Origin of the sequence: Streptomyces sp. WAC05292 (genome assembly GCF_003949955.1) — a bacterium.
GTDB lineage: Bacteria > Actinomycetota > Actinomycetes > Streptomycetales > Streptomycetaceae > Streptomyces > Streptomyces globosus.
In genome coordinates, this window is the sequence record NZ_RPSE01000074.1 from 1 (window position 1) to 21,623 (window position 21,623).

General features: G+C 68.3%; 18 protein-coding genes and 3 pseudogenes. 13 read left to right on the forward strand and 8 right to left on the reverse strand.

The window, feature by feature from the left end; translation table 11 throughout:
* Positions 1 to 395: 395 nt before the first annotated feature.
* Both EF903_RS11460 and EF903_RS11465 read right to left on the reverse strand, forming a co-directional pair.
* Positions 396 to 824: a hypothetical protein gene (locus EF903_RS11460; RefSeq protein WP_125543100.1), complete on the reverse strand. Its 429-nt coding sequence runs from the start codon at positions 822 to 824 to the stop codon at positions 396 to 398.
* Position 825: 1 nt separating this feature from the next.
* Positions 826 to 3,222, reverse strand: a pseudogene (locus EF903_RS11465) (RHS repeat-associated core domain-containing protein); the annotation flags it as partial.
* A 14-nt stretch (positions 3,223 to 3,236) separates the two neighbouring features.
* On the opposite strand from EF903_RS11465, the pseudogene EF903_RS11470 reads away from it, so the two are divergent.
* From EF903_RS11470 to EF903_RS11505, 9 genes and pseudogenes are all read left to right on the forward strand, one after another.
* Positions 3,237 to 3,845: pseudogene (locus EF903_RS11470) on the forward strand (DUF2625 family protein); the annotation flags it as partial.
* A gap of 289 nt (positions 3,846 to 4,134) precedes the next feature.
* Positions 4,135 to 4,350 carry a transposase gene (locus tag EF903_RS35135; RefSeq protein WP_260615091.1) on the forward strand — a complete coding sequence of 72 codons (216 nt, stop codon included), beginning with the start codon at positions 4,135 to 4,137 and terminating at the stop codon, positions 4,348 to 4,350.
* Positions 4,351 to 4,425: 75 nt separating this feature from the next.
* Positions 4,426 to 4,773 carry a GntR family transcriptional regulator gene (locus tag EF903_RS11480; RefSeq protein WP_125543102.1) on the forward strand — a complete coding sequence of 116 codons (348 nt, stop codon included), beginning with the start codon at positions 4,426 to 4,428 and terminating at the stop codon, positions 4,771 to 4,773.
* Between the two features lie 56 nt (positions 4,774 to 4,829).
* Positions 4,830 to 4,949: pseudogene (locus EF903_RS35850) on the forward strand (DUF1648 domain-containing protein); the annotation flags it as partial.
* 81 nt (positions 4,950 to 5,030) lie between these two features.
* Positions 5,031 to 5,747: a hypothetical protein gene (locus tag EF903_RS11485; protein WP_312845912.1), complete on the forward strand. Its 717-nt coding sequence runs from the start codon at positions 5,031 to 5,033 to the stop codon at positions 5,745 to 5,747.
* Positions 5,748 to 6,022: 275 nt separating this feature from the next.
* On the forward strand, positions 6,023 to 6,700 hold the full coding sequence (locus tag EF903_RS11490) for a sporulation delaying protein family toxin (RefSeq protein ID WP_125543104.1): 678 nt from the start codon (positions 6,023 to 6,025) through the stop codon (positions 6,698 to 6,700).
* Between the two features lie 158 nt (positions 6,701 to 6,858).
* Positions 6,859 to 7,389, forward strand: a complete 531-nt coding sequence (locus tag EF903_RS11495) for an SdpA family antimicrobial peptide system protein (RefSeq protein WP_185902621.1) — start codon at positions 6,859 to 6,861, stop codon at positions 7,387 to 7,389.
* A complete protein-coding gene (locus EF903_RS11500) occupies positions 7,389 to 8,321 on the forward strand; it encodes a sporulation-delaying protein SdpB family protein (RefSeq protein WP_125543106.1) in 933 nt (310 codons plus the stop codon). The genes EF903_RS11495 and EF903_RS11500 overlap by 1 nt, the downstream gene beginning before the upstream one ends.
* A gap of 49 nt (positions 8,322 to 8,370) precedes the next feature.
* Positions 8,371 to 8,607, forward strand: a complete 237-nt coding sequence (locus EF903_RS11505; protein WP_125543107.1) for a hypothetical protein — start codon at positions 8,371 to 8,373, stop codon at positions 8,605 to 8,607.
* A gap of 323 nt (positions 8,608 to 8,930) precedes the next feature.
* On the opposite strand, the gene EF903_RS11510 is transcribed toward EF903_RS11505, so the two are convergent.
* From EF903_RS11510 to EF903_RS11520, 3 genes are read right to left on the reverse strand one after another with little or no spacing between them, the layout of a single operon-like run.
* Positions 8,931 to 9,584, reverse strand: coding sequence for a hypothetical protein (locus EF903_RS11510; RefSeq protein ID WP_125543108.1), 654 nt, complete (start codon positions 9,582 to 9,584; stop codon positions 8,931 to 8,933).
* Positions 9,581 to 9,880: a hypothetical protein gene (locus tag EF903_RS11515; protein WP_125543109.1), complete on the reverse strand. Its 300-nt coding sequence runs from the start codon at positions 9,878 to 9,880 to the stop codon at positions 9,581 to 9,583. The genes EF903_RS11510 and EF903_RS11515 overlap by 4 nt, the downstream gene beginning before the upstream one ends.
* A complete protein-coding gene (locus tag EF903_RS11520; protein ID WP_399420631.1) occupies positions 9,880 to 10,770 on the reverse strand; it encodes a helicase associated domain-containing protein in 891 nt (296 codons plus the stop codon). The genes EF903_RS11515 and EF903_RS11520 overlap by 1 nt, the downstream gene beginning before the upstream one ends.
* Positions 10,771 to 10,817: 47 nt before the next feature.
* Here EF903_RS11520 and EF903_RS11525 point away from each other — a divergent pair, with 47 nt between their 5' ends.
* The 4 genes from EF903_RS11525 to EF903_RS11540 all read left to right on the forward strand — a co-directional run bounded on the left by EF903_RS11525 (position 10,818) and on the right by EF903_RS11540 (position 15,478).
* Entirely contained in the window at positions 10,818 to 11,312 is a 495-nt protein-coding gene (locus EF903_RS11525) for a hypothetical protein (RefSeq protein WP_185902622.1), read from the forward strand.
* A gap of 638 nt (positions 11,313 to 11,950) precedes the next feature.
* On the forward strand, positions 11,951 to 13,486 hold the full coding sequence (locus EF903_RS11530; protein ID WP_399420636.1) for a Mu transposase C-terminal domain-containing protein: 1,536 nt from the start codon (positions 11,951 to 11,953) through the stop codon (positions 13,484 to 13,486).
* Entirely contained in the window at positions 13,483 to 14,298 is an 816-nt protein-coding gene (locus tag EF903_RS11535; RefSeq protein ID WP_125543111.1) for an ATP-binding protein, read from the forward strand. Before EF903_RS11530 ends, EF903_RS11535 begins: the two co-directional genes overlap by 4 nt.
* 67 nt (positions 14,299 to 14,365) lie before the next feature.
* The gene (locus EF903_RS11540; RefSeq protein ID WP_125543112.1) at positions 14,366 to 15,478 is read left to right on the forward strand and encodes a hypothetical protein; all 1,113 of its coding nucleotides are present in this window, start codon (positions 14,366 to 14,368) and stop codon (positions 15,476 to 15,478) included.
* Positions 15,479 to 15,565: 87 nt separating this feature from the next.
* Here EF903_RS11540 and EF903_RS11545 read toward each other — a convergent pair whose 3' ends face one another.
* The 3 genes from EF903_RS11545 to EF903_RS11555 form a co-directional block, all read right to left on the reverse strand.
* A complete protein-coding gene (locus EF903_RS11545) occupies positions 15,566 to 17,932 on the reverse strand; it encodes a Helicase associated domain protein (protein WP_312845911.1) in 2,367 nt (788 codons plus the stop codon).
* 278 nt (positions 17,933 to 18,210) lie between these two features.
* Complete coding sequence (locus EF903_RS11550; RefSeq protein WP_125543114.1) at positions 18,211 to 20,235, reverse strand: Z1 domain-containing protein; 2,025 nt, start codon at positions 20,233 to 20,235, stop codon at positions 18,211 to 18,213.
* Entirely contained in the window at positions 20,232 to 21,206 is a 975-nt protein-coding gene (locus EF903_RS11555) for a hypothetical protein (RefSeq protein WP_125543115.1), read from the reverse strand. Before EF903_RS11555 ends, EF903_RS11550 begins: the two co-directional genes overlap by 4 nt.
* Positions 21,207 to 21,623 lie beyond the last annotated feature (417 nt).

The window sequence follows — 21,623 nt, forward strand, 5'->3', positions numbered from 1 at the left end:
ATCGGCCGACAGACCTGTGATCCGCCGATCGCTGATGATCGCTGCACGCGCCGCTGTCCCCACCACATGAACATGATCAGGGATCAAGATCCAGCACCGCACCGCCAACCATGCACGAGCTCGTTAGCCGAGGGCCAGCTGCACCATTTCGGCATCGAACAGCTATAGAAAGGCCCCACGACCGTGCCACACAGTGACGCGCGGACCGGCCGAGAGCGCTGTAAGTACGCACGAGCCATCGCCGTGGGAACTGCCTGGGGCGGATCCGGCAGGATCGGCCGGCGGTCTATACCGCCCAGGAGGAACTCGTCCACTGCGTGCCCGCCTGGGTGGGCGGATTGCTTAAAAGCTGGAGGGTGGGAGCAGTCCGGGTGTGGCGCGGGCTTGCCTCGCCATCAGAGGGCCAGGCTGACGACCCAGTAGTCGTACTCCTCCGCGGTAACGCCGCAGATGTGGTCGCCTGACGCGGAGCGGGCGATGAACTCGATCCGTCCCTGGTCATCGACGAGACGGGAGACATCGGCGGTGTCAGTGAGACGCACCCAAACCCAGCCGACCTCCCAGCTTCCGGTCACCACTGCGGTGATGAGGAACAACCCGTCGTCGCCGACGACGCCGGCTCGGCGAGCATGATGGAGCCAGAGGTCGTGGACTCCCCCGAGGTCGCCCTTCAGGGGAACCGTCGCACTTGGCTCCACACTGAAGCCTGCCATGGCGCGCCAAGCGGCCTCAACCGATGGGCCGGGGTCATTTCCATGCACCGCATGCACCTTGAGACCGCTGGCGCGGATGACGTCGATGAGGTTGTCCTCGCTGGTGGGCATGTCATTTCTCCTCGTAAAAGAAGTGGTGATCTCCGCCGGGCTTGTCGATGGCTCGGTAGCGTTCCATGGTCTTGTAGCCGTCGGCCGTGTTGTCCCAGCCGAAGTTCACTCCGGAGCGGGACTGGTCTTCGGGGGTCAACCCCTTTGGTCCTCCTGCGTGGAAGTGGGGCCCTGCGGGATCGTGTGTGTGTTCAACGACGACCCGCGAGCCGTCCGGTGTTTCGAACTGCCGGAAGTTCCCCCAGTGGGTTGGGTCCGGGGAATAGACGTGTCCGGGCATGTTCTTCATCGTCTTGTCACCCATTACGATCCATTCGGCGTCAGGAGTGGTCCCGAAGGGGACTCCCGCAGCATCAAACGCGGCGCGCTCGGCCTCGTTGCGCAGCTTGAACGGATTGCTCTTTTCGCCCTTGGGCGGGCACGGAGTGAGGCCCAGGGGGTCGGACCAGGTGTGCGGGTTGACAACGTACGCGGCCGGATTGGGGGCAGGACCGAGACCGAGGGGGTCGACCGAGATGTAGCGGGCGGTCTCCGGGTCGTAGTAGCGGAAGCAGTTGTAGTGCAGGCCCGTTTCAGCGTCGAAGTACTGGCCGGGGAAGCGGAGGGGGGTGTAGGCCTGCGCGTCCGTGTTCCAGGTCGTGGTTCCCCACACCGTGCTGCGGGTGCGCCAAGCGATGGTGCCGGCCTCGTCGACCAGTTCGGTTGGGGTGCCGATCAGGTCCGTCACGATGGCGAAGAATCGACTGCCGATTGAGCCACCGTCGGCATCAGCTATCTGCTCTCTCTGGGCTAGGGGCCGGAGGCCGTCGTGGTCCCAGGTCAAGGTGACCGCGTGCGGCTGGTCCGCTGCGGTGGTCGTCTGCTCGCACAAGGTCATGCCGTCCCAGACGAAGGCCGTCTCCTCCGCGACGGTGACCCTGTCCGCGGCCATGCGTCGCTTGGTGCTGCGCCGGCCGAGTGCGTCGTAGGTGTAGCGCCACAAGGTGCCGTCCGGGGTGGTGACGGCCGTGAGGCGGTCCTCGGCATCCCACTCGTAGCGCCATGTATCGGGCTTGCGAGAGAGCCGAGTGCGCTGCCGAAGGATGATCCTGCCAGCCGCGTCGTACTCGTACCTGACCCGGCCTGCGCCGATGAGCCGCATTCCCTCGTATGTCCGTGGACCAGTCACGTCGGTGTTGCCGGGATGGCCGACAGGCCACGAGGCCTCCGTCTGGTTGCCGACGGCGTCATAGGCATAGCGCTCGCTCCAGCCGGCGGCAGCGCTGACTGCTGTGACCCTGCCCACGGGGTCCAGCTCGTACGTTCGCGCACCCGCGAGCTCGTCCTGCACGCCCACCAGGAAGCCGTCGGCCCGGTAGGTGTAGCCGCGTCGGCGGAGCAGGCTGCCACCTGGGCCGATCACCCGCTGGCTCACCAGGCGCCCGAGGGCATCGCGCTCGAAGTCCAGCGTCAGTCCGCTGCTGGTGCGGCGACCTGTCTCGCGACCCATCGGATCGCGCTCGATGCCGATCCAAGTCCCGGACGTGGTCAGGCCTGCCTTCCGGCCGGCTGCGTCGTAGGTCCACTGCGAGGTCACCCCGGACGGCGTCGTCCGCGAGACGACGCGGCTCAGCTCGTCATAGGTACGGGACAAGGTTCGCCCGTCGGCAGTCTCCTTGTGTACACGTCCGAAGCGGTCACGCATGTACGTCACCGTGCCTGTCGGACCGGTGATCGCCGCGACACAGTCCGAGTAGTCGTACTCATACCGGGTGACAGCGCCGCCCACATCCTTGAGGATGCGGTTGTCAAGGACGTCATACTCCACGTGCACCGCTTGGCCGGCGGCATTGACACGGGTGACCAGGCGTCCGGCCGCGTCGTGGACGTACCGTACGGTGCGCCCGTCAAAGTCCGTCTCGGATTCCGGTCTGCCGGCGGCGTCGTACACGTACCGCCAGCTGAGCCCTTGCGGGTTGACCACCTCCGTGAGGCGCAGCCGGGCGTCATGGACGAAGGCATGGCGCGCACCGTCAGGCCCCGTACGGGCTCTCACCACGTCGAAGTCGCCGTATTCGTAGGTCGTGGTCCCGCCGATCGCATCGGTGTGCTGGACGCAATTGCCCTCGCCGTCGTACTCCCAGGACTGGAAGGTGCCGTCGGGCTCGACGCGCCGTGCGAGCCGGCCCTCCGGCGTCCACTCCAACATGGTGGTGTTGCCGAGAGGATCCGTGATGCGCAGCGGGCGCCCGAATGCGTCCCGGTCGTACCGGGTGACCGCCCCGATCGGGTCCGTGATCTCGACCGGGAGACCGGCGCGGTCACAGCGGACCGTGGTGGTCGCGCCGAGCGGATCGATGATGGAGGCGACGCCGCCCGCGTCATCGTAGGTGTAGCGGGTCGTGCCCCCGGCGGGGTTACGAGGGCCGCCGATGCCTACTACAGATGCAGGTCACCGGGCGATCGGTGCTCGGTGCACTGACGCTGCACACCGGTGGACTCCTCGTAGACAACGGGTGGCTGCGAGTGTTCGGCGGGGGCTCTGGTTCGGTCGCGGATGGGCGACTCCCGAGTCTGGCGCAGGTCAACCGCTTCCCCTCGGCCTTCGACCCTCACTGGCAGCCCGCGACAGGTCTTGTCGTCGGCCACGACATTGTCGGAGGGGTCTTCGCGTTGAACGGTGGCGACCCCGCGGCCGCCGGTCGTCCTGGAGCACCCGGCCAAATGGCGTATTTCGCTCCCGACACTCTGGAGTGGGAGGCGATGGAGATGGGCCACTCCGGGTGGGTCTCCTGGCTGCTCTCGGGCAGGCTGGAGACGTTCTACGACGGAATGCGCTGGCCCGGCTGGTGTGAGGAGGCCGCAGCCCTGGCTTTGCAGCAGGGTCTTTCCGTGTATCCGTTCCTGTGGTCGAAGGAAGCTCACGCCGATCTCGCGGCCACGAGTCGGCGACCTGTGCCGATGCGCGAGGTGCTAGGAGTCGCAGCGGACTTCGCCCGGCAGATGGGGCCGTCCGATCCTGGTTTCCTGGGCGACGTGTGACTGGCTTCGCTGTCAGTTCTGGTGTGTCAGCGAGGTCCGGAGCCGGGGGACAGGGCCGAAGTACAACGGACGCGATGGGCCGGCGAACCTCCCACGACTTGACGGCTTAGCTGCATGAGGTGTCTTTCTCCGCGATAGCCGGAGGAAGAGGCCTGCTTTCTTTTCGGGGCTGGGCTGGCCTTCACCAGCTCGGTCCAGCCCAGCTCCGTCCAACTCCGACCCAGCTCAGTCTGGGTCGGTCTCGGCGGCTAGGCGGTTTCGTTTGGACCAGTTGGTCGTTGGTCCGGGTGTGTCGTTGACTGACGCGCAGTGGGCGCGGATCGAATCGTTGCTTCCGGACCGGACGCCCAAGCGGGGTGGCCGTGGGCGGGACCATCGTCAGGTGATCGACGCGATCGCCTACAAGTTCCAGACCGGCACTCAAGACGAGTACGCGCATGTGTGGCGGCTTGGCATTGTCACCGGTGCCGAGCACCGGGCGGTTGAACTCGCCCACGCGGCGTGAATGACCGCGCCGCGTCTCAGGTCCACAGCGCACCCCCAGCCCTTTGACATGCATGGTGCTATGCTCATTAGCATCATGCTGCTGAGACTGGACACCACGGACAGCCGCCCTCTCCACGAGCAGGTGGCGGGAGCGATTCGGCGCGCCATCGCCGAGGGGGAGTGCGGGCCAGGGGACCGGTTGCCTCCGGCTCGGGACCTGTCCCGGGCGTTGGGAGTGAACGCGAACACCGTCCTTCGCGGGCTGCGCGCCCTGCGTGACGAGGGCGTGCTGGAGTTCCGGCGCGGCCGTGGGGTCACTGTCGCCGAGGCCGCTGACCAGCGGTCGCAACTGCTCCAGAGAGCACGGCTGTTGGTGGCTGACGCGGCGCACCTTGGATACAGCAGGAACGATCTCATCGAAATGATCAGGGGGCTTTCGTGACTGACCGTACGAAGACGAACGGCGCACGGTGGGGGGCGGTTGTATGGGGGGTCGGGGTGCTGGCTTTCTTGGCCGCGCTTCCCCCCGCTGCGAGTGGGCGCCTGCCGGACCGGCTCGCCACGCACTGGGGCAGCGGGTCGCCGGACGGCTCGATGCCCCTGTGGGCAGCGGCACTGCTCCCTGCGCTGGTATGGGCGGTTCTGGCGCTCTCCATCGCCTTCGCCGGTCGGCGCGGGGGATCCCCCTCGGGAGCCTGGGTGGGCGCTTCGCTGCTGTCCGGCGGCGTGTTTCTGGCAGGTGCCCAAGCGTCGATCGTGCGGGCCAACCTGGACCGGACCGACTGGAAGGATGCTGCTTCGGTTGGCGCGGGAGTGGCTGTCACGGCTGTCGTCGCGGTGGCGGCGGGCGTGCTCGGCTGGCTGGCCGGGCGGCGCGCAGCGCTGCCGACTGCAGCGAGCCCGCTTTCTGTGGGTGACGTCATGGACATCCCGGCGGGCGAGCACCGGGTCTGGCTCTCCCGCGCGTCGAACCCCTGGCTCCACATCACCGCCGCGGTCACTGGGCTGGTGGCCGCGGCCGCCGCCGCGGCGGCCGCGGGCGGCCTGATCGCTGTGCAGTGGGCGCTGATCACTCCATTCGCGGTCGCCTCGCTCGTGGTCCTCGCCTTCTCCTCGGTGCAAGCGCGCGTGACGGAGGCTGGGCTGGAGGTGTCCTTCGGTCCCCTGGGCTGGCCGGCGCGCCGCTGGGCGGCCGGTGACATCGTCGCGGCGCGCGCGGAGAACCGTACGCCGGGGCAGGTCGGTGGCTGGGGCTACCGGCTCAGCGGGCTGGGAACGACCATCATGCTGCGGTCCGGCGAGTGCTTGGTCATCCGTCCCCGCAAGGGCCCCGAGTTCGCCGTGAGCGTCGACGACGCCGAACGCGGCGCCGCACTCCTCAACGCCCTCTCCGCGAAGCAGCAAACGGGCGCGTGAGCTCGATTTCGCGGCTTTGGCACTTCGCGGCTCCAGCCCGGCCCGGCATCTTCTGTATTGAAGAGGTCAAGTACGACGCTCCGGCTGGCCAAAAATGAACTAGAGGTTACCGGAAGCTGTCTATCCATTTATAAGGCGCTGTGAGCGCTGCCATATTTGCTCGACGGATGATCGTTTGCTTTGTGAGTATCTAGGAGGCAAGATCACGCATCGGGGGGCGGATTGACCGCAGTTTTTGCCTTCCCCTGAGCGCTTAACCAACGAGGGGATTGAAGTTGAACGTCAAGCAGCGCGGCATGCTCTTAGTTGCCAGTGTCACGGCCACCGCCCTGTGCGTGGCTGCGGCGCCGTCGGCGATCGCCGATCAGGGTGCCGGATCCGCCAAGACCGCCGTAACCGCGGTCGCCTCGCCGGCTTCAGCCAAGGCCGACGGCGAGAACGTCTTCCGGGGCCTGTTCTTCGGGCAGGGCCAGGTCGGCCGCGATCTGTCGAAGCTCGACCTCTTCGCCGAGGCTCGCCAGCACCTCGACAACGATGACCTGAGCGAGGTCCGTGCCTCCAACGCGGTGATCGATCTCATCAACAAGCACTCGCCCAACTTCTTCGCCGAACTGAGCGCGAAGACTCGCAGTGGCGACCCCCGCCAGGTCGAGAAGGCCGTCACGGACGCCCAGAACCTGCTGCTGACCGTGGCGCAGAAGGACGACAAGGCCACCCCGGTCGAGAACGGCCAGCTCTGCGGCGTGACCGTGGCAGTCGGCGCCGCGGTGGTTCACGTCGCCGCCGTCGTCACCGCGGCCGGCGCCGTGGTGACGGTCACCGTCGCCGTGGGTGCCAACTTCGTCAAGGGCAAGAACTGGTTCTGGAGCCCCCAGCCGACGACCGGTGACGGCACCCCGCTGTCCAAGGACGAGGCCGTGGCGCAGGTGACGAAGGCCCTCAAGGCCGCCTGAGCAGCGGGTGGTGCGGAGAGGCTGCAGACTCTCCGCACCACCCCCTTGCTGCGTTCGCGTCCCGGCGGCAGAGGATCCTCCACCACGTCATGAATACAAAATTTAGAACTGCCTGTGCCGCATTTACCCGGAGCGGAGCAGGCAAGGTCTGCGTGTCCTTGAACTCGGTCATCGTCGCATGCGTCGTCTGGTCGGTGATTGTTCTCTATGCAGTCCAGGAGCAGGTCCCAAAAAACGTAATCACCTTGCCAGCGCAAAGCAAAGTGAAGCACACCGTCGTCAATATTGCGCCGCAGGGCTGGGCCTTCTTCACCAAGTCCCCTCGCGACGTCGAGGTCATGCCGTACAAGAAAACCCCGGACGGCTGGCAGTCCCTTTCCCTGACTCCGCATGCATCCCCGCACAACGCGTTCGGCCTGAACCGTGAGTCCCGCGCGCAGGGCGTAGAGATCGCCATGCTGCTGTCCGCCGCGCAGAAATCCGACTGGCGCGACTGCACAGACAGCAGCGAGACCTGCCTGGCGAACGCAGGCGCAGTCAGTCGCCAGCTCCCGAACGGCACGCCCGATGCGACGCTGTGCGGAACCATCGGCCTCCTGCAGGTGCGCCCCACCCCCTACGCGTGGCGGGACCTGGTGGCCACATCCCATTCCCCGGAGCGTGTGATGATCCTGGAGGTGACCTGCTGATGCGGCAGCGCACCATCAGTCTCCCATGGGGAGCCGGCTACGGCCTGGCCCGCACTCTCCTCGCCCTCGGCACTCTGGGCACCCTCGCTTTCAGCGACAGCGCGACCCTGTTCCGGGAAGTCGCCAGCGTAGGCCAGTACCCGCTGTGCAGGGGAGTCACCGGGGCAGGCGCATTCTGTCTGGTGTCTCCCGACCACTTCGAGACCGTGCGGTGGGCGTGCTGCCTTGTCTTGGTCATCGCCGCCACTGGTTGGCGTCCCAGGTTCACCGCCATCCCGCACGCCTACGTCGCCTTCAGCGTTTTCACTGGCATCTCCATCCCGGACGGCGGCGACCAGATCACCTGGATCCTCGCCCTGCTGATCGCCCTCGTTGCCCTCGGCGACTCGCGCCGCTGGCACTGGCAACCGCAACCCACCGATGGCACACGGACGACCTGGGCCCTCGTCGGCATCAGCGCGGTCACCCTGGCGCGCATCCAGATGTCCGTCCTCTACTTCCAGGCATGCGTCGCCAAACTCCCCCATGCCGAATGGGCCGACGGCAGCGCCTTGTACTACTGGATCAACAACCACGCCTTCGGCGCCCCCAACTGGCTCCGCCCGGCCCTGAACACGGTGATGGACGCTCCTATCGGCGTCGCCGCCCTGACCTGGGGACCCCTGGTCGTGGAGATCGCACTGGCGGCCGCGCTACTCATGCCGCAGAAGGTGCGGTGGGCGCTCCTGCCCGCCGGCGTGCTCTTCCACCTCGGCATCGCCGTCGTCATGGGCCTGTGGAGCTTCGCCTTCGCCATGTGGGCAGGACTGCTGTTGCTCCTCGCTCCGTACGGACACGACCCCCGGCTGATGCGCATACGGCGGAAGCGGCCCCGGCACGCCGAACCGGAGCCGACCACCTCCCAGAGTCCCCTCGAAGCGGTCCATGCCTGACCGGCACCCTCTGCACGCTCCTCAGCATTTCAACCGAAGGAACAGTCCGATGCGTCTACGCGCCCTGAAGGCCCTCACCGTCACCCTCGCTTCGGCCGCAGCCGTACTGCTCGCCGGATCCCCGTCATCGGCAGCCGGCGTACCGTGGTCCACCACGCACGACACCGCCACCGCCACCGGCAGCCGATGGCTGGAGAAGGGAACGGGCATCCTGTCCTCCACGCTCGCCGTGGAAGGCGAGTTCAAGAACATGGCTTCGTTCACGTCAACCGCTACTGCTCGATAAAGCCAGCCCACCGGCTGGCTCTCCCGCCTGCGCGGCTGAGCCGGGCAAGCCGTCGGCGGCCGCGGGCAAGCCCAAGGCCACCCTGGGCAAGCCCGAGCGCTCGGGTGCCCCGACGACAGCGGGGCCGGACAGGATCACCCTGCCCGGCCCCGCTGCTCCTTCCCGGCTGCTCACCGGCTGAGCCGGATACGCGGCCACCACACGAACTCGAGGTCGTCCAGGAACACCGTCTCCAGCTCCTTCTCCCACTGGCCACGCAGAAGGAACGGGGCACTCTCCATCCGCTCCACGATGACCAGGGTCTCGGGCTGTCCGATCAGCGCTTACCGGCCGTGCGAGGCGGGCTTGCTGCCCGGCCCGTGCGTGCGCAGCATCTCCTCCAGGCGCGGACGGTGCTGCTCCACGAACGCCTCCAGGCGCTCGATGTACCCCTCGCGTTCCTCAGGGAGTACCGCGCTCAGAGCGACGTCCAGGAAGTCACCGCCGTCCGGCCAGTGCCGCTCGCCCGGTGCGGCCACGGCCCACGGGAAGCGCTCCGCGGCCGCCAGGACGTCCTTCGCGTCCAGCTCCACGGCCGGGGCCGGGGCCTCTGTCGGGGCGGGGGAGTGCGGCTGCTGGAGGTGGGCGAGGAGCATGGAGCTGGAGGCGGCGCAGCCGCGCCCCGCGGTGGCGGTGGCGGTGGTGTCAGCGATGCGCAGCAGGTAGCTGGCGACGTCGCGGACACCGGCGAACCAGCCGTTCTCGAACCGCTGCTCCGACCCGTGCGGGGGGCTGCTCTCGGAGATCCAGGTGTGGGCGCCGGCCACCGCCTCGGCCTCCAGCTTCGCCACGATGTCGTCGGCCTGCTCGTGCCCGATGCCGACGGCGGCCAGGGCCTGGAAGACCGTGAACCGCGCGTCGGTGGCCTCGTGCTGGTGTTGGCTGATGCGGGCCAGCTCCTGGCCGTACGCGTCGGCGTCGTGCTGCTCGGTGCTCACGCGGTGCCTCCCTGGTCGGTGCGGGTGCGGTTGGCGACCCAGTCCGGATCGCGTACGGGCACCGGTGCTCGGGTCTCGGTGGCTGGGGCGCGCATGATGCGCCAGCTGGTGCGCGGCGCGGTGACGGCGTGGACCAGGACGACGACGGCCTGGCGGGCGGCACCGCCCCGGACCCACGTCCCGGTGAAGCGGACCTGATCGGCCGCCCAGTCGCCCAGCCGCTGCCACGGGCGCAGTCGCCCGAGCAGATAGCCGGCCGTGAGCGCGGCGGCCGCGGTGACGACGACGCCCACCATCAGGACCAGCGCATCCCGATCGCGGAGAGCAGCTCCATCCGCTCCGGCGTCAGCGTCGCCGCCCTGCTCCGCTGGTTCCCGATCCAGGCACCCAGCTTGTGCTCCCGCTCCTCCTGGTCCTCGCCGACGATCCGCTCGACGTGTTTCCTGGGGACCTGGAGGTGCCCCTCGCGTGCGTAGAACTGGCGGGCGGCCTCGTAGTGCATCGCCCACTTGTCGGCCTGTGTACGGCGCTTGGGCTTCTCGTCCTCGGTCGCGGGCTCGATCCCGAGGACCTGCTCGCACATCCACTGCTGCACGGCCGTGAGCTGGTCCCAGCCGAGCCGGACCGACTGCACCCACCGCCCCAGATCCTCACCTTGGCGCACGACGTCGCGCGTCTCGGTGGGCAGCGCCTCACCGGCGTCCAGGTGCATCCGCACGAGGTGGAAGCAGCGCTGCCAGGTCACCGGCCAGCTCGGGCACCAGGACGCGTCGATCTCCTCCAGCTGCTCGCGCCGCTCGTCCGACAGCGCCCCGGCCGACGACTCCACCGGCAGCCCCTCGGCACGCCGCTGCTCGATCTCGGCAGCCTTGCGGGCGGCGGCCCGCGCGTTCTTCAGCCAGGTGCCCACCCGGTAGCCCTGGAAGGTGGCGTCGAGCGGGGCTAGGAGGTGCCCGTGTTCGGCCGCCCACCCGCGCGCGGCGGACAGGCCCTCCTCCCACGCGACGTCGAAGTGGCTCCAGATCATGCCGAGCTTCTCCAGCTGCGCGACGCGGTCCTCGTCCATGTCACCGCGGGCGTAGAACCTCCTGGCGTCGGCGGTCCACTGCCCGAGCGGGAACCCGGCGAGCGAGGCTGGCCACACCTCGCCCTCCTGCCCCTGCTCCTGGTCGCCGACGGCGGGCACGCGGCATGGGATCAGCTGGCGGCGCCGCGCCTAACATCGCGCCGGGGATGGCCGGGCACGTCGGCATGCGGGTCCGGCTGCGGTGTCTGCCGCACTACGACGGACAGATCGAGGTGTTCGCCACCGAGGAGTGGGGCCGCCACCTGGGCACCGCGTATCTGGCGGAGGCAGCGACGCTGGAGCAGCGACGGAAACTGATCTCGGACAGGGAGAAGAAGGCCCGCGCGCTGAAAGCGGATCTGAAGGCGGCGGAGAAGCTGCGCAAGGCCCGCTACACGGCCACAACGACGGCTGCCGTGCCCCATCCGCGGCGCACGGTCACTTCTTCTCAGGCCGAGGCAGAGATCTCCCGAGCCCGGGGCGCGGATCTGGCGGCGCGGGCTCTGCCGGACTTGATCCCTCCCCGCGAGCCCCCGGCCTCCTGGGCCCGGCCGGTTGTCCGCCCTCGCCGCGCGGCCGACTCGCAAACGGGTGCCGGGCAGCCAGCCGACGGCGGGCCGCCTGGAGCGGCTGGTGTACGTGACGACAGCGGGGAGCATTGAGCGATGGTGACTGCTGAGCGACAGGGCCGGCTGCCGCGTGAGCGGGAGGATCACTTCATGCGCGCTTACGGCCAGGGAGAACATCCGGGCCGCGATCGAGGCGAAGGCGATGATCTGCGTCTACGGGCAGGCCGGCGGGTCCTTCGCGGTCAACGCCTCGCTTCGCGAGCTCGCGCCGAAGCTCACCCGCCGGATCCGGTTCCGTGCCCGCCCCTCGACACGGGACCTGCGCCACGAGCTGTTTCACGCCCTGGGCCTGCAGGGCCGTCTGCCCTCTCATGCGATCGAGTTCGACCGCATGCTGCGCGGCGCGCTGGAGCATGTCCTGGTCTGTGGGAGTTCTCGCTTGTTTGTCCGGGGTGATTCTCGGTTGGGTGTCCAGCGTTGGGTGCTGGGTTGGTTGGGGTCGTGGTTGTGTTCTGGGGTGTGGGGGTGGTGGCTGGGTGTTGGGGTTGGACAGCTGGTGGGGATCTGTTGGTCATCGGGTGAGGATTGGCTGGTCAGTGGGGTGAGGGTTCCAACTGGGGTAGGCTTTTCTTGATCATTTAATGGTTCGGTGTGCCCGGACTGTGTGTCGGGGGTGCCGGGTGGGGTCCGTCGGGTCTGCTGCGGATGTGGGTGTGCTGCGTCCGGTGGCGGTGCGTCGTCTGCTGGTGTTGGAGGGCCGGGGTGAGCTGACGCCGGCGCACGTGCGGGTGGTCGCTGGGACGCTGGGGGTGTCGGAGCGGACGGTCCGTCGGTGGCTTACGGCGGCGCGTGAGGAGGATCGTTTCGGCCCGGTGGGGCGGGAGCGGTTTACGGTCACGCCTGAGGTGTTGAAGCAGTTGGCGTTCCACCGTGGGAACGCGGCCGCGCTGCACCGGGAACTGGTGGCCGTGCAGGTCGGGGGAGGGGTGCAGGCGCCGTCGCTCGCGACGCTGTACCGGGCTCTGGCCCGGGACCTGTCGCCGGGGCAGTGGGCTGGGCTGCGGGGTGGGGAGAGGGCTCGCCGGAGCCACGACGTTTTCCTTCAGCGCCCGGTGGGGCACCGGAACGAGGTGTGGGAGACCGATCACGTCCAGGTGAAGGTGGATGTTGATATCGATGGTCGGCCGGGCCGGCCGTGGGTGACCTGGTTCATCGACTGCGCGACGCGGGTGATCTGTGGGTTCGCTGTCACCGCGCAGGTCCCGAGCAGGGAGTCGGTGCTGGTCGCGTTGCGGGACGCGATATCCCGTGATGGGGAGCATGGCCCGTTCGGTGGTCTGCCGGGGGCGGTACGGGTGGACCGGGGTAGGGACTTCCTGTCCAAGGCGGTGGCCGATGCTTTGGGTGCGTTCGCCATTCCGGTGGTCGATCTTCCCGCCTATAGCCCGCATCTGAAGGGCACGGTGGAGGCGTTGAACAAGGCCGCCAAGCAGATGTTCTTCGCCCGGCTGCCCGGTTACGCGGCCGCGCCGCGACTGAAAGGCGGCCGGAAACCGGTCGGCGAGGAGCGGCTGCTGCCGCTGGAGGCGTTTATCACGCTGCTGGGACAGTGGGTGGTCTGGTGGAACACCGAGCACCGTCCCCGGTCTCTTGCCGGCCGTACCCCGGCGGCCGCGTGGGAGGAGGATCTCACGCCGGTCGAGGACGCGGAGCCAGGTGCGCTGCACATGTTCACCCTTGAGGACGACGGCCGGGTGCGGGTTCTTGCGGGCAAGGGGGTGCGGTGGAGGAACCGGCACTACGTCGCCTCGTGGATGACCGGGCACGCCGGGCGGAGGGTACGGCTGCGCTATATGCCGCATCACGAGCACGAGATTGAGGTCTACGACGCCGCTACCGGGCGGCACTTGGGGTCGGCGTACCTGTCCGACCGGGCGAGTACGGAGCAGATCAGGGAGATGAAGCGGGCCCGTGCCCGGGAGGCCGACCGGCTCAAGCGGTTGCTGTCCGCGGCCGAGAAGGATCGCGCCACCCGGTTCGCGGCAGCCACCCGCGGCACGCCGGCCGAGGTGCTCGGCACGGTCACTGAACTGGAGGCGGCCGCGGCGGTGCGGGTGCTTGCAGCCTCGGATCTTGCCGGGGTGGCACTGCCCGGTTATCTGCCGCTGCCCCACAAGATGCCTGCGTCCTGGACCGCGCCGGATCCCGGTGAGGCCGCTGCTCCCTGTACCGAAGACGACGACGAAAGAACCCATGCCGCGCGATGAACGCCGTACCCGCCGCTGTCTCCCCGTCCTCGGCCCGTCCACTTCGTGGTCCGCTGCCGCCGCCCCGCAAGGACCACTACCTGTCGCTGCCCGACGCGAACGTGATGGGCACCATGGCGATGAAGGAGACGCTGGCCAATCTCGGGGAGGTGATTGCCGCCCGCGGCATGATGTGCGTCTATGGGCCGGCCGGGCTGGGCAAGACCATGTCGGTCAACGCCGCGCTGCGCGAGCTCGCCCCCAAATTTACGCGCCGTATCGAGTTCCGTGGCCGTCCCACCGTGCTGGACATCCGTCACAACCTGTTCAACGTGCTCGCTCTGCCGGGCAGGCCCCCGCGGCAGCCGACCGCGTTCGACACGTTGCTGAAGGACGTGCTGGCCGATGAGTTCCGGGTGCTGGTCTGCGATGAGGCCCAGTGGCTGCGGGAGGAGTCGTTCGAGTACTTCCGGCACCTGTTCGACGACCTGTCCACCGACATCGCGGTGGTGTTCGTCGGGGGCGGCAACACCTACGAGGTCCTGGCCGGCAAGGACATGCTGGCCTCCCGGGTGCACATCTGGCAGGAGTTCACGCCGCTCACGCGGGAGGAGGTCCTGACCACGATCCCGGCCTACCACCCGGTATGGCGCGGTGTGGATCCCGATGATCTGCTGTACTGCGACGACGTGGCCGCCCACGGCGTCTTCCGCACCTGGGCCAAGATCACCTACCACCTGGGGCGCGCCCTTCAAGCCCGCCCTGGTCTTGAGGTCGACCGGGACCTGCTGCGCTGGGTCTTCAGCAAGCTCGGCCGCCGCACCCGGCCGTGAGTACTCCGGCCCCTTGCCCGCTCGCCTCCGCCGCGCCCCAGCGCCCTGTCCGAGACGCCAGACGCCCGTGAACGACACATCCCCTGCTGTCACCGTTCTTCTCGACCCCGCCGATGATGCCGCCGTCACCCGGGCGGCGCTTGCCTCACACGACCTGGTGGCCGGCTGCGTCACTGTCCACCCCGCCCCTGGCACGAGAAGCGACCGGTACTTCGCCCACGACCTCCTGGCGGCGTTGGGCAAACCCGCGCATCTTCCGGGCTTCCCAGACTCTCGCGCTCCGGTGTGGGAGGCCGCCACCGCCTGGATGGCCGCGATGTCCGTCAGACGCCTGACGGTCCTGCGCGCCCACCTGCTCACCCGTGAACGTGTGCAGCGCCTGCTCGACCTGCGGACGTTCACCGGCGCGCATCTGGTCCTGGTATGCCACCGCAGCCGGCCGACCACCGCCCTGAGCGACACCCTCGCCGGTGTACCCCATGCCCTCACCCACTCCCACACCGGCTTCTTCGCCGGACCCGCCGGACCCGCCAGGCAGGGCGTGGGCCGGTCCGCTGTACCGTCGCGGACCGCCGGCCGCTGGATCTCTGTGCCTGCTTTGGACCGGCTCGCGGACTGGGATGGATCGGATCACTGCATCGGGTGCGTACCGTCGCCGGTCAGCTGGCGGTACCATCCCCGGCCCAGGCCGCGTTCGCCGCAGACGACCGTGGAGATCGTCCGCCGTATCCATGCCGCGACCGCGCACCCCCGTCTGGCTGCCGCGCTGGCCGCTGCCGTGTTCACCGGGGCTGCCGGGCAGCAGCTGGGTACCGCCCGCCTGGCGGACTGGCGCCGGGACGCCGCTGCCCTGGCCCTGCACGACCCTGTCGGCGAGGTCGACGGCTGCGCCACCCATGCGGTGCCAGCGTGGGCAGCGCTCTTCCTGGACGCCGCCGCTCACTTCACCCGTCTTGCCCCTGCACCTGGCCTGCCTCTGCTCATCAGGCCCGAGGAGCACCCTGCCCTGCTCCGGCTCGCCGAACAGGCCCGGCTGCGCCCACCCCAGCCTGGCATCAGGACTGCGCCGGGTCCCGTTCCTGCTTCCGGGATTGAGTGGTTCTACCGTCAGCTGAAGGAGACAGGCCTGGATGGGGCAGCGCCCCAGCCGCTCCGGCGCCCGCGATTGCGAGGCTGGTGATGACCGTGGCCCCGGTCGGCAGGTGGATGCAGGAGCATCGGCCCATGCGCGAGGGCGGATTCCGTTGCCCTCCGGCCGCCCCTGGCGTCAGCTCCAGCGCATGCCCAGGTTGTCCAGTGCCCCGATCCGCTCCGGTGACAGGTTCGTCCTGCGGGACCGCTGGTTGGAGATCCAGACACCCAGCCTGATCTCCCTGCCGTCGAGTATCTCCACGTGTTTGCGGGGGATGTTGAGGTTCCCTTCGCGTTGTGAGTAGGCCTGTGCGGCAGCGAGGTTGCGCCGGAAGCTGTCGTCCTGTGTGACGCGGCTGGTGGCCGGTGTGCCGCCTGTGTCAGGCGTCATGCCCAGGGCGGCAAGCAGCCGGCGCTGCTCGGGGCCGAGCGTGTCCCACGCTGCACGCTGGCGGGCGCACCACACTCCGATGTCTTCGCCGGCTGTCATGTGGCCGGGTGCGACAGCTGGGGATCCGCCCTCGGAGACGTGGCGGTGAAGCAGGGCGTAGCGGCGCTGCCACGCGACATCCCATTCAGGGCACCAGTACGGGTCGATGTCCTCCAGGGCTGTCCTGCGGGCGGTACTCAGCGCTCCTGGGGTGCCGGCCGGCATCCGTGCTTCACGGCGCCGGTTGGCCAGCCATGTGCCGAGGGGATAGCCGTCCACGGATGCCTCGCGCGGGGCCGCGAGATGCCCGTGGATGGTGTGGTAGGCGCGGGCCACCGAGAGCCCTTCACTGAATGTGTGGTCGGGGTGGCTCCACACCATGCCCAGCTGTTCCAGTGCGGTGGTACGCACGGGTGAGAGCCGGCCGGCGTGGTGGAGGCGGCGCTGATCGCCCATCCACACGCCGAGCGGGAAGCGGCCGTCTTTCGCCACGTAGGGAACCACGAGGTGTCCGTGCTGGGCGTGGAATCGTCGTGCAGCCATGAGGCCGTTCAGCCATACCCTGGATTGGGGTCTGATGACGCGGAGATTCACGAATGCCGCGATGTCTACAGGGTCTCTGGGATGGGAGAACAGCACGGCCAGGCCTTCCTTGCGGACGTCGCCGCCTTGGCTGCCGGTGTGGCCCGGCCAGGCGGCGAGCCGGTCTACGACCTCGGTGTCGTGGGCACGCAGCGCGGCGAGGACCCGGACGAGCGGCAGATAGGCCCCGGATCCCAGCCAGTCCCCACTGCGCTCGTCGGGTCCGAGGAATACCGGCACCAGCAGAGAAGCGGTCTTGTCCCCGCGCGGGCCCTGTCGCAGGGCGCGGCCGACGGTCTGGACGGTGTCGACGATCGATTCCCGGGGGTCTGCGAAGACCACGGCGTCGACGGCGGGTATGTCCACGCCTTCAGCCAGGACCCGGGCGCTGGAGAGCACCGAGCGCTCCACCAGCTGGCCGTCCGTGCGGCAGCCGCGGGCGAACTCTTCCAGAACCGTCCGCCGGTGGGCCATCCGGTGACCGCCGTGCAGCCATCCCGACCACACTTCCCGCGGGTAGAGGCCCGGGTCCGCCTCCCGCAGGCGCCGTGAAGCCCCCTCCACCGCATCAGCGAAGTCCCGTGCCTCCATGACACGGTGGTGGAACGTCATCACGCGCTGCAGGTGATGCTCCGCCGCGGCCTTGAGCACGGCCGCCTGCAGCCCCTCCAGCCGCCGCGCCGCCCCAGCTTCGAGCCCCGCCTCCTCAGGGCCTCCCACTCCCAGTGCCTGGTTGTGGATCTCCATCACCACGATTTGGTACCGGGCCAGCAGGCCGCGGTCGATGGCCTCGGCCAGGGTGAGCCGGTAGGCCACTGGGCCGAACACCTGCTCGTCATCCATCGAGGCGACCAGGGCCGGCTCCCCGGTCGCCTCGCCGGCTCCGGCCCACGGCTCGGCGACCCGGGGCGTGGCGGTGAGATACAGCCGGCGGTCCGCCGGGATCACGGCATTGTCGTGGATCGCCGCCCACGGCTTGCCCCACGGCCCCGATGTCCGGTGCGCCTCATCGACGATCACCACGTCCCACCGGCCGAGGCCGGACGCGTGTGCCTTCACGAGGACCGGCAACGACGCATAGGTGGCGAAGACCGTCGCCCGCTGCGCCTGCCCGACCCACCCCACTACCTGTCGCCAGTCGGTCGTGCAGCGCACCCCGGCGGCGTCCAGCTCCGGATCTCTGCGCAGTGAGCAGACGGCCACTATGCGCCCGGCCCGGCCCGCACCGCGCCACGTAGCCACTGTCTGCACCAGCAGGTCCAGCGTGGGCACCAGGACCAGCACTCGCCCCGTGTGGGCGACGCGTTGCGCGGTGTGCACACCCATCAGGGTCTTGCCCGTTCCGCAGGCCGACACGATCGTTGCCCGCAGCCCCGGCCCAGCAACGCCCTCGGCAGGCGTTCGTCCCAAGGTACGCACCGCCGCGTCCACAGCCGCAACCTGATGCGGCCGCAGAGCCCAACCGCCTGTCACCCCAACAACTCCTGACACGCTGGCGAGGGGACGGGCCGTCCCCGTCTTTTCCAGCCCCGTATGACGGTAACGGCCTCGGCTTCTAGGCATTCCAATGCGCTCTTGGACAGGTGCCGCTTCCTCAGCCGAGGCAGGTCGCCCCGCTGTGCTGGTGGTGTCCGCAGAGCGGGCCGTGGACCCCTGCACATGCGGGACGAAGTCGGGACGTCGCTCCGGGGCAGGCCGAGGAAAAGGCGGTTTCCGACCCCAGCGGGGCCGGGCAACCGAGGCTGCCCGGCCTCGTACGCACTTATGGCTTACCCTGCCGATCCCGTTCTGCAGGTATCGGGCAGCAGCGCTCCGGAGTCCCAGCGAGAGCCAGCTGCGGGATCTCCAGCGCGGTGGGAGCGCCACTGCGAGACCAGACCTCCGCTGGCTGTTTTAGTCCGCCTGTGCTGCCAGGACAGATGATTGGCGGCGAGGGCCGGCAGTTCGGCTGACCGGAGCTCGTTCCTTCCAGGAGAAGCGGCGATCCCTTCCATCTGGGATCGAAACGCGACTTCAGCACGGCACAGCGACTCGAAGCGCTCCCTTGCCCGGATCCAGTCCTCCTCCTGACCCGTGTCGAGCTGCACGTACATACGAACGAGATCCCGGTATCCGTGGTGTCGTCCGAACCATTCTCCGAACGAGCGGACCCCTGCACCGTCCCTTGTCGGCTGCGGAAGATGAGTGATGGTCAGACCTTCCACTTCGAAATCTCCCGGCGGCACCGATCCACCGACCAGGATCTTCCAAAGGTCCTGACGCGTGGCTCTCATCCAGGCAACAGGACTCGTTGAGGAGCCGATGCGCTGTGCCGCATCGCGGATGAATGGCAGCAGATCCTCGAACGCTGCCGGAAGACAAGTTCCCTCTTCATAGGAGTTGGTGTTTCTGAGTAGATCGGTGTCGAAGAGCCGCTTCAGCCTTGGTGTGCTTCCTTCCGCTCCGTAGTCCGCCTCTTCCCATAGGCGCAGCAGTTTGTCGAAGAGCTGCTGCTGTTCAGCGGTCCTGTTCGTCCCATGTACCAGCATGGTGTGGTGCTGGTAGTGGTAGGCCTGGCTTGTTGCCTGCCTGAACAGTTTGACTGCCCCGGTGAGTACGAACATGTCCAGGGCTTGCTGAAGGCTGCCGCCGTCGCCCCTGGACAGGCCTCTGTCCCGCCACACCCTGGCCACGTGCGCACTGCCGCCGCTTACTTCAGGTGCTCCGAGATAGCTGTCTGGCTTGGGCAGCCTGACGATGTAGTCCGCAGGAAAGAGAGGTCCCTCTCCGGCGGGGTCGAGCAGAGAGCGGGCAAAAGGAGTCCAGGCGTAGTTGACGTACTGGGATCGTGGCAGCAATTCCAGGAGTCGTGCCACAAGTGCACTGGTGACGGGCCGTACGCGTCCTGGGCGCAGCGTGTTCACCGCAGACCACGGATCCGGCTCGTCGTCGATCACGAGCGTTGGGACCTCCGACAGACCATCACCATGTGCAGCCAGGTCGCGTACCAGTCTGCCCAGCACATTCGCATTACGCTTTACAGCCAGCAGGCGTGGTGCAGTGTGCTGCAGGTTGTACGCGGTGTTCAGTGGAAGTGTCGGATCTCGTCGCTCGAAGTCCCAGAGTTGCCTGTCGTCGTCTGTTCCCCGGTAATCGTGTTCGGCAGTCGTGAGCCGCAGGATCGGATCCTGCTCACCATCCACGAGATGAGCGTCCAGCGCCTGCTGGATCTGAATGCGCTGGACGTTCTGCGATCCGCCGACCACGATCACCAGTCGGTAGCCCGCGTCCATGGCCTTGGCGACCAGAGCCGTGAAGGCGTGCGTTTTCCCGGAACCTGCATAACCGATGACGAGTCCGCGGGACTGCCAAGCATCCGCCCGGGTGGGTTCGGCGAGGTGGCCGAGCACCTCGCTGCTGCTGTGGTCGAGGTACGTGGCAGCGTGCTCGGCCGCCCGCCACCCGAGCGATGCGTCGAGCGCGTCCCGATGACGTGCCCAGTACCCGTCGGCCGGTGTCGCCGGGCCCCAACCGTCGAATTCAGTCTCCCCGTCGCCAGGCTCACAAGGCTCTTCGCCTCCGTCGTCGTCCAACTGAGCGGTCACCGAAGAAACAGCCAGCAGCCTGAGGAAATCAGCGATCTCGGCCTGCGCGGGTGTCACCGGCACACCGCCTTCTGCGAGCTGCTCGAGCGCGTCCGTCCATACGGCGTAGCGCCCGTTCGTCCGTGCCTCGTCGGCCGTGCTCCGGGCGAGGACCTCCCGGGCGTGACGAGCAGTGTGCTGCAGGGGGGATGCGGTGTCGGGCGTCTTCATGCGGGCCTCCCATCGGATCCCTGGTCGCGTGTCTTTGTCTTGAACCGCCGCCACATTCCCTCGGCGGCGCGGTCTGAGATGCCGAGCTCGGTGGCGATTTCCTTGGGTCCCATGTCCATGGCGCGCATCCGGATCATGGCGCGGAGCATTGGGTTCTTCTCGTCCTTGTACCGGGCGTTGAAGTCGATCCAGTCTTCGGCGGCCGCGAGCTGGTCGAAGGCGGGGGAAGCCGGTAGATCCGGCAGCTCCTCCCTGGCATCCTCATACGCCCGGTACCTCTGAGAGTTGGCCCAGGTCCTCGCGACGGTGGAGAACTGCAAGATCACCATGTTGATGAAGGTGGTCTGCAGGGAGGTCTGATGCGGATCCCACTCGCCGTTCCGGAGCACCGACCGGAGTGCCCGGGCGCCGGCCAGCAGGGCGTCCAGGACAAGGTCGTGCCTTGCGGTGGCGTCGTTGCGGAGGACTTCCCTCAAGGCCGGCGACAGGACGGACACGGCGCGCCTCTTCTCCTTCGCCTTGCGGGCCATCGTGCCGTTCACGATCCACTTCTCCACCGTGGGACGGCACTTCTCGTGCATCCAGCCGATGGTCAGGTCCCACCTCGGCCCCTCGAACCCGTCCGTGCGCAGGGCCTCGACCGCCGCCTCCACCGGAACCCCATCGTCTTTCACAAGTCCGACCCAGGCACCAGCGGCCTCAACAAGCCGACTCCTGCTCACCTGCGACAGGGTGGAACACAGTCTCTCGGGGAGCTCGAAGACCGTGAAGCCGTCATTCTTCATCGGCACAACAACACGCGGCTCTGTGGCCGCACCCCCCACCAGCAGGACCTCCCAGTCCCCCGCCGCATCGTCGGGGTAGAAGTCCGCGCACGCGAAAGCCGGAAGACCATCATGGCGATGCTGCGGTCCCATCTCGGAAGCCACCCCGTCGTCCGGGGCCACGAAGAACTCAACAGCAATAGGCATGACCCGATCGTGCCAGCTCGCTCCCCCAAGTGGTGCTTCAAAATGTAGCTCGGCTTGATATGGGAAGTGATGGCATGGTGCACTCCGGGTCCTCTCCGACGGCTGTCGCGGACCAGTGAAAGCCGGGACACACGCGGTCCGCCCTTCCGCGTCCTGAGTTAGTGCTCAAGCCCTGTCTACTGGGTATGAAGAAGCCCCGGGCCGTGGCCCGGGACGCGTCCCCGTACGGCTGATGGCGGTCCAGGCTCAACCGCCGATCAGGTTGTGCAGGACAGGCACGCTCAGTCCGGCGGCGCCGAGGCCGGCGAGCATGGCACCGGCGATGTTGCCGGTGCTGTAGCCAGTGAGCACCCCGGCGATTACCCCTACGACGGCGGCCATCAGCAGAACGATGGCCGCGTGCGCGGTGAGTAGGGG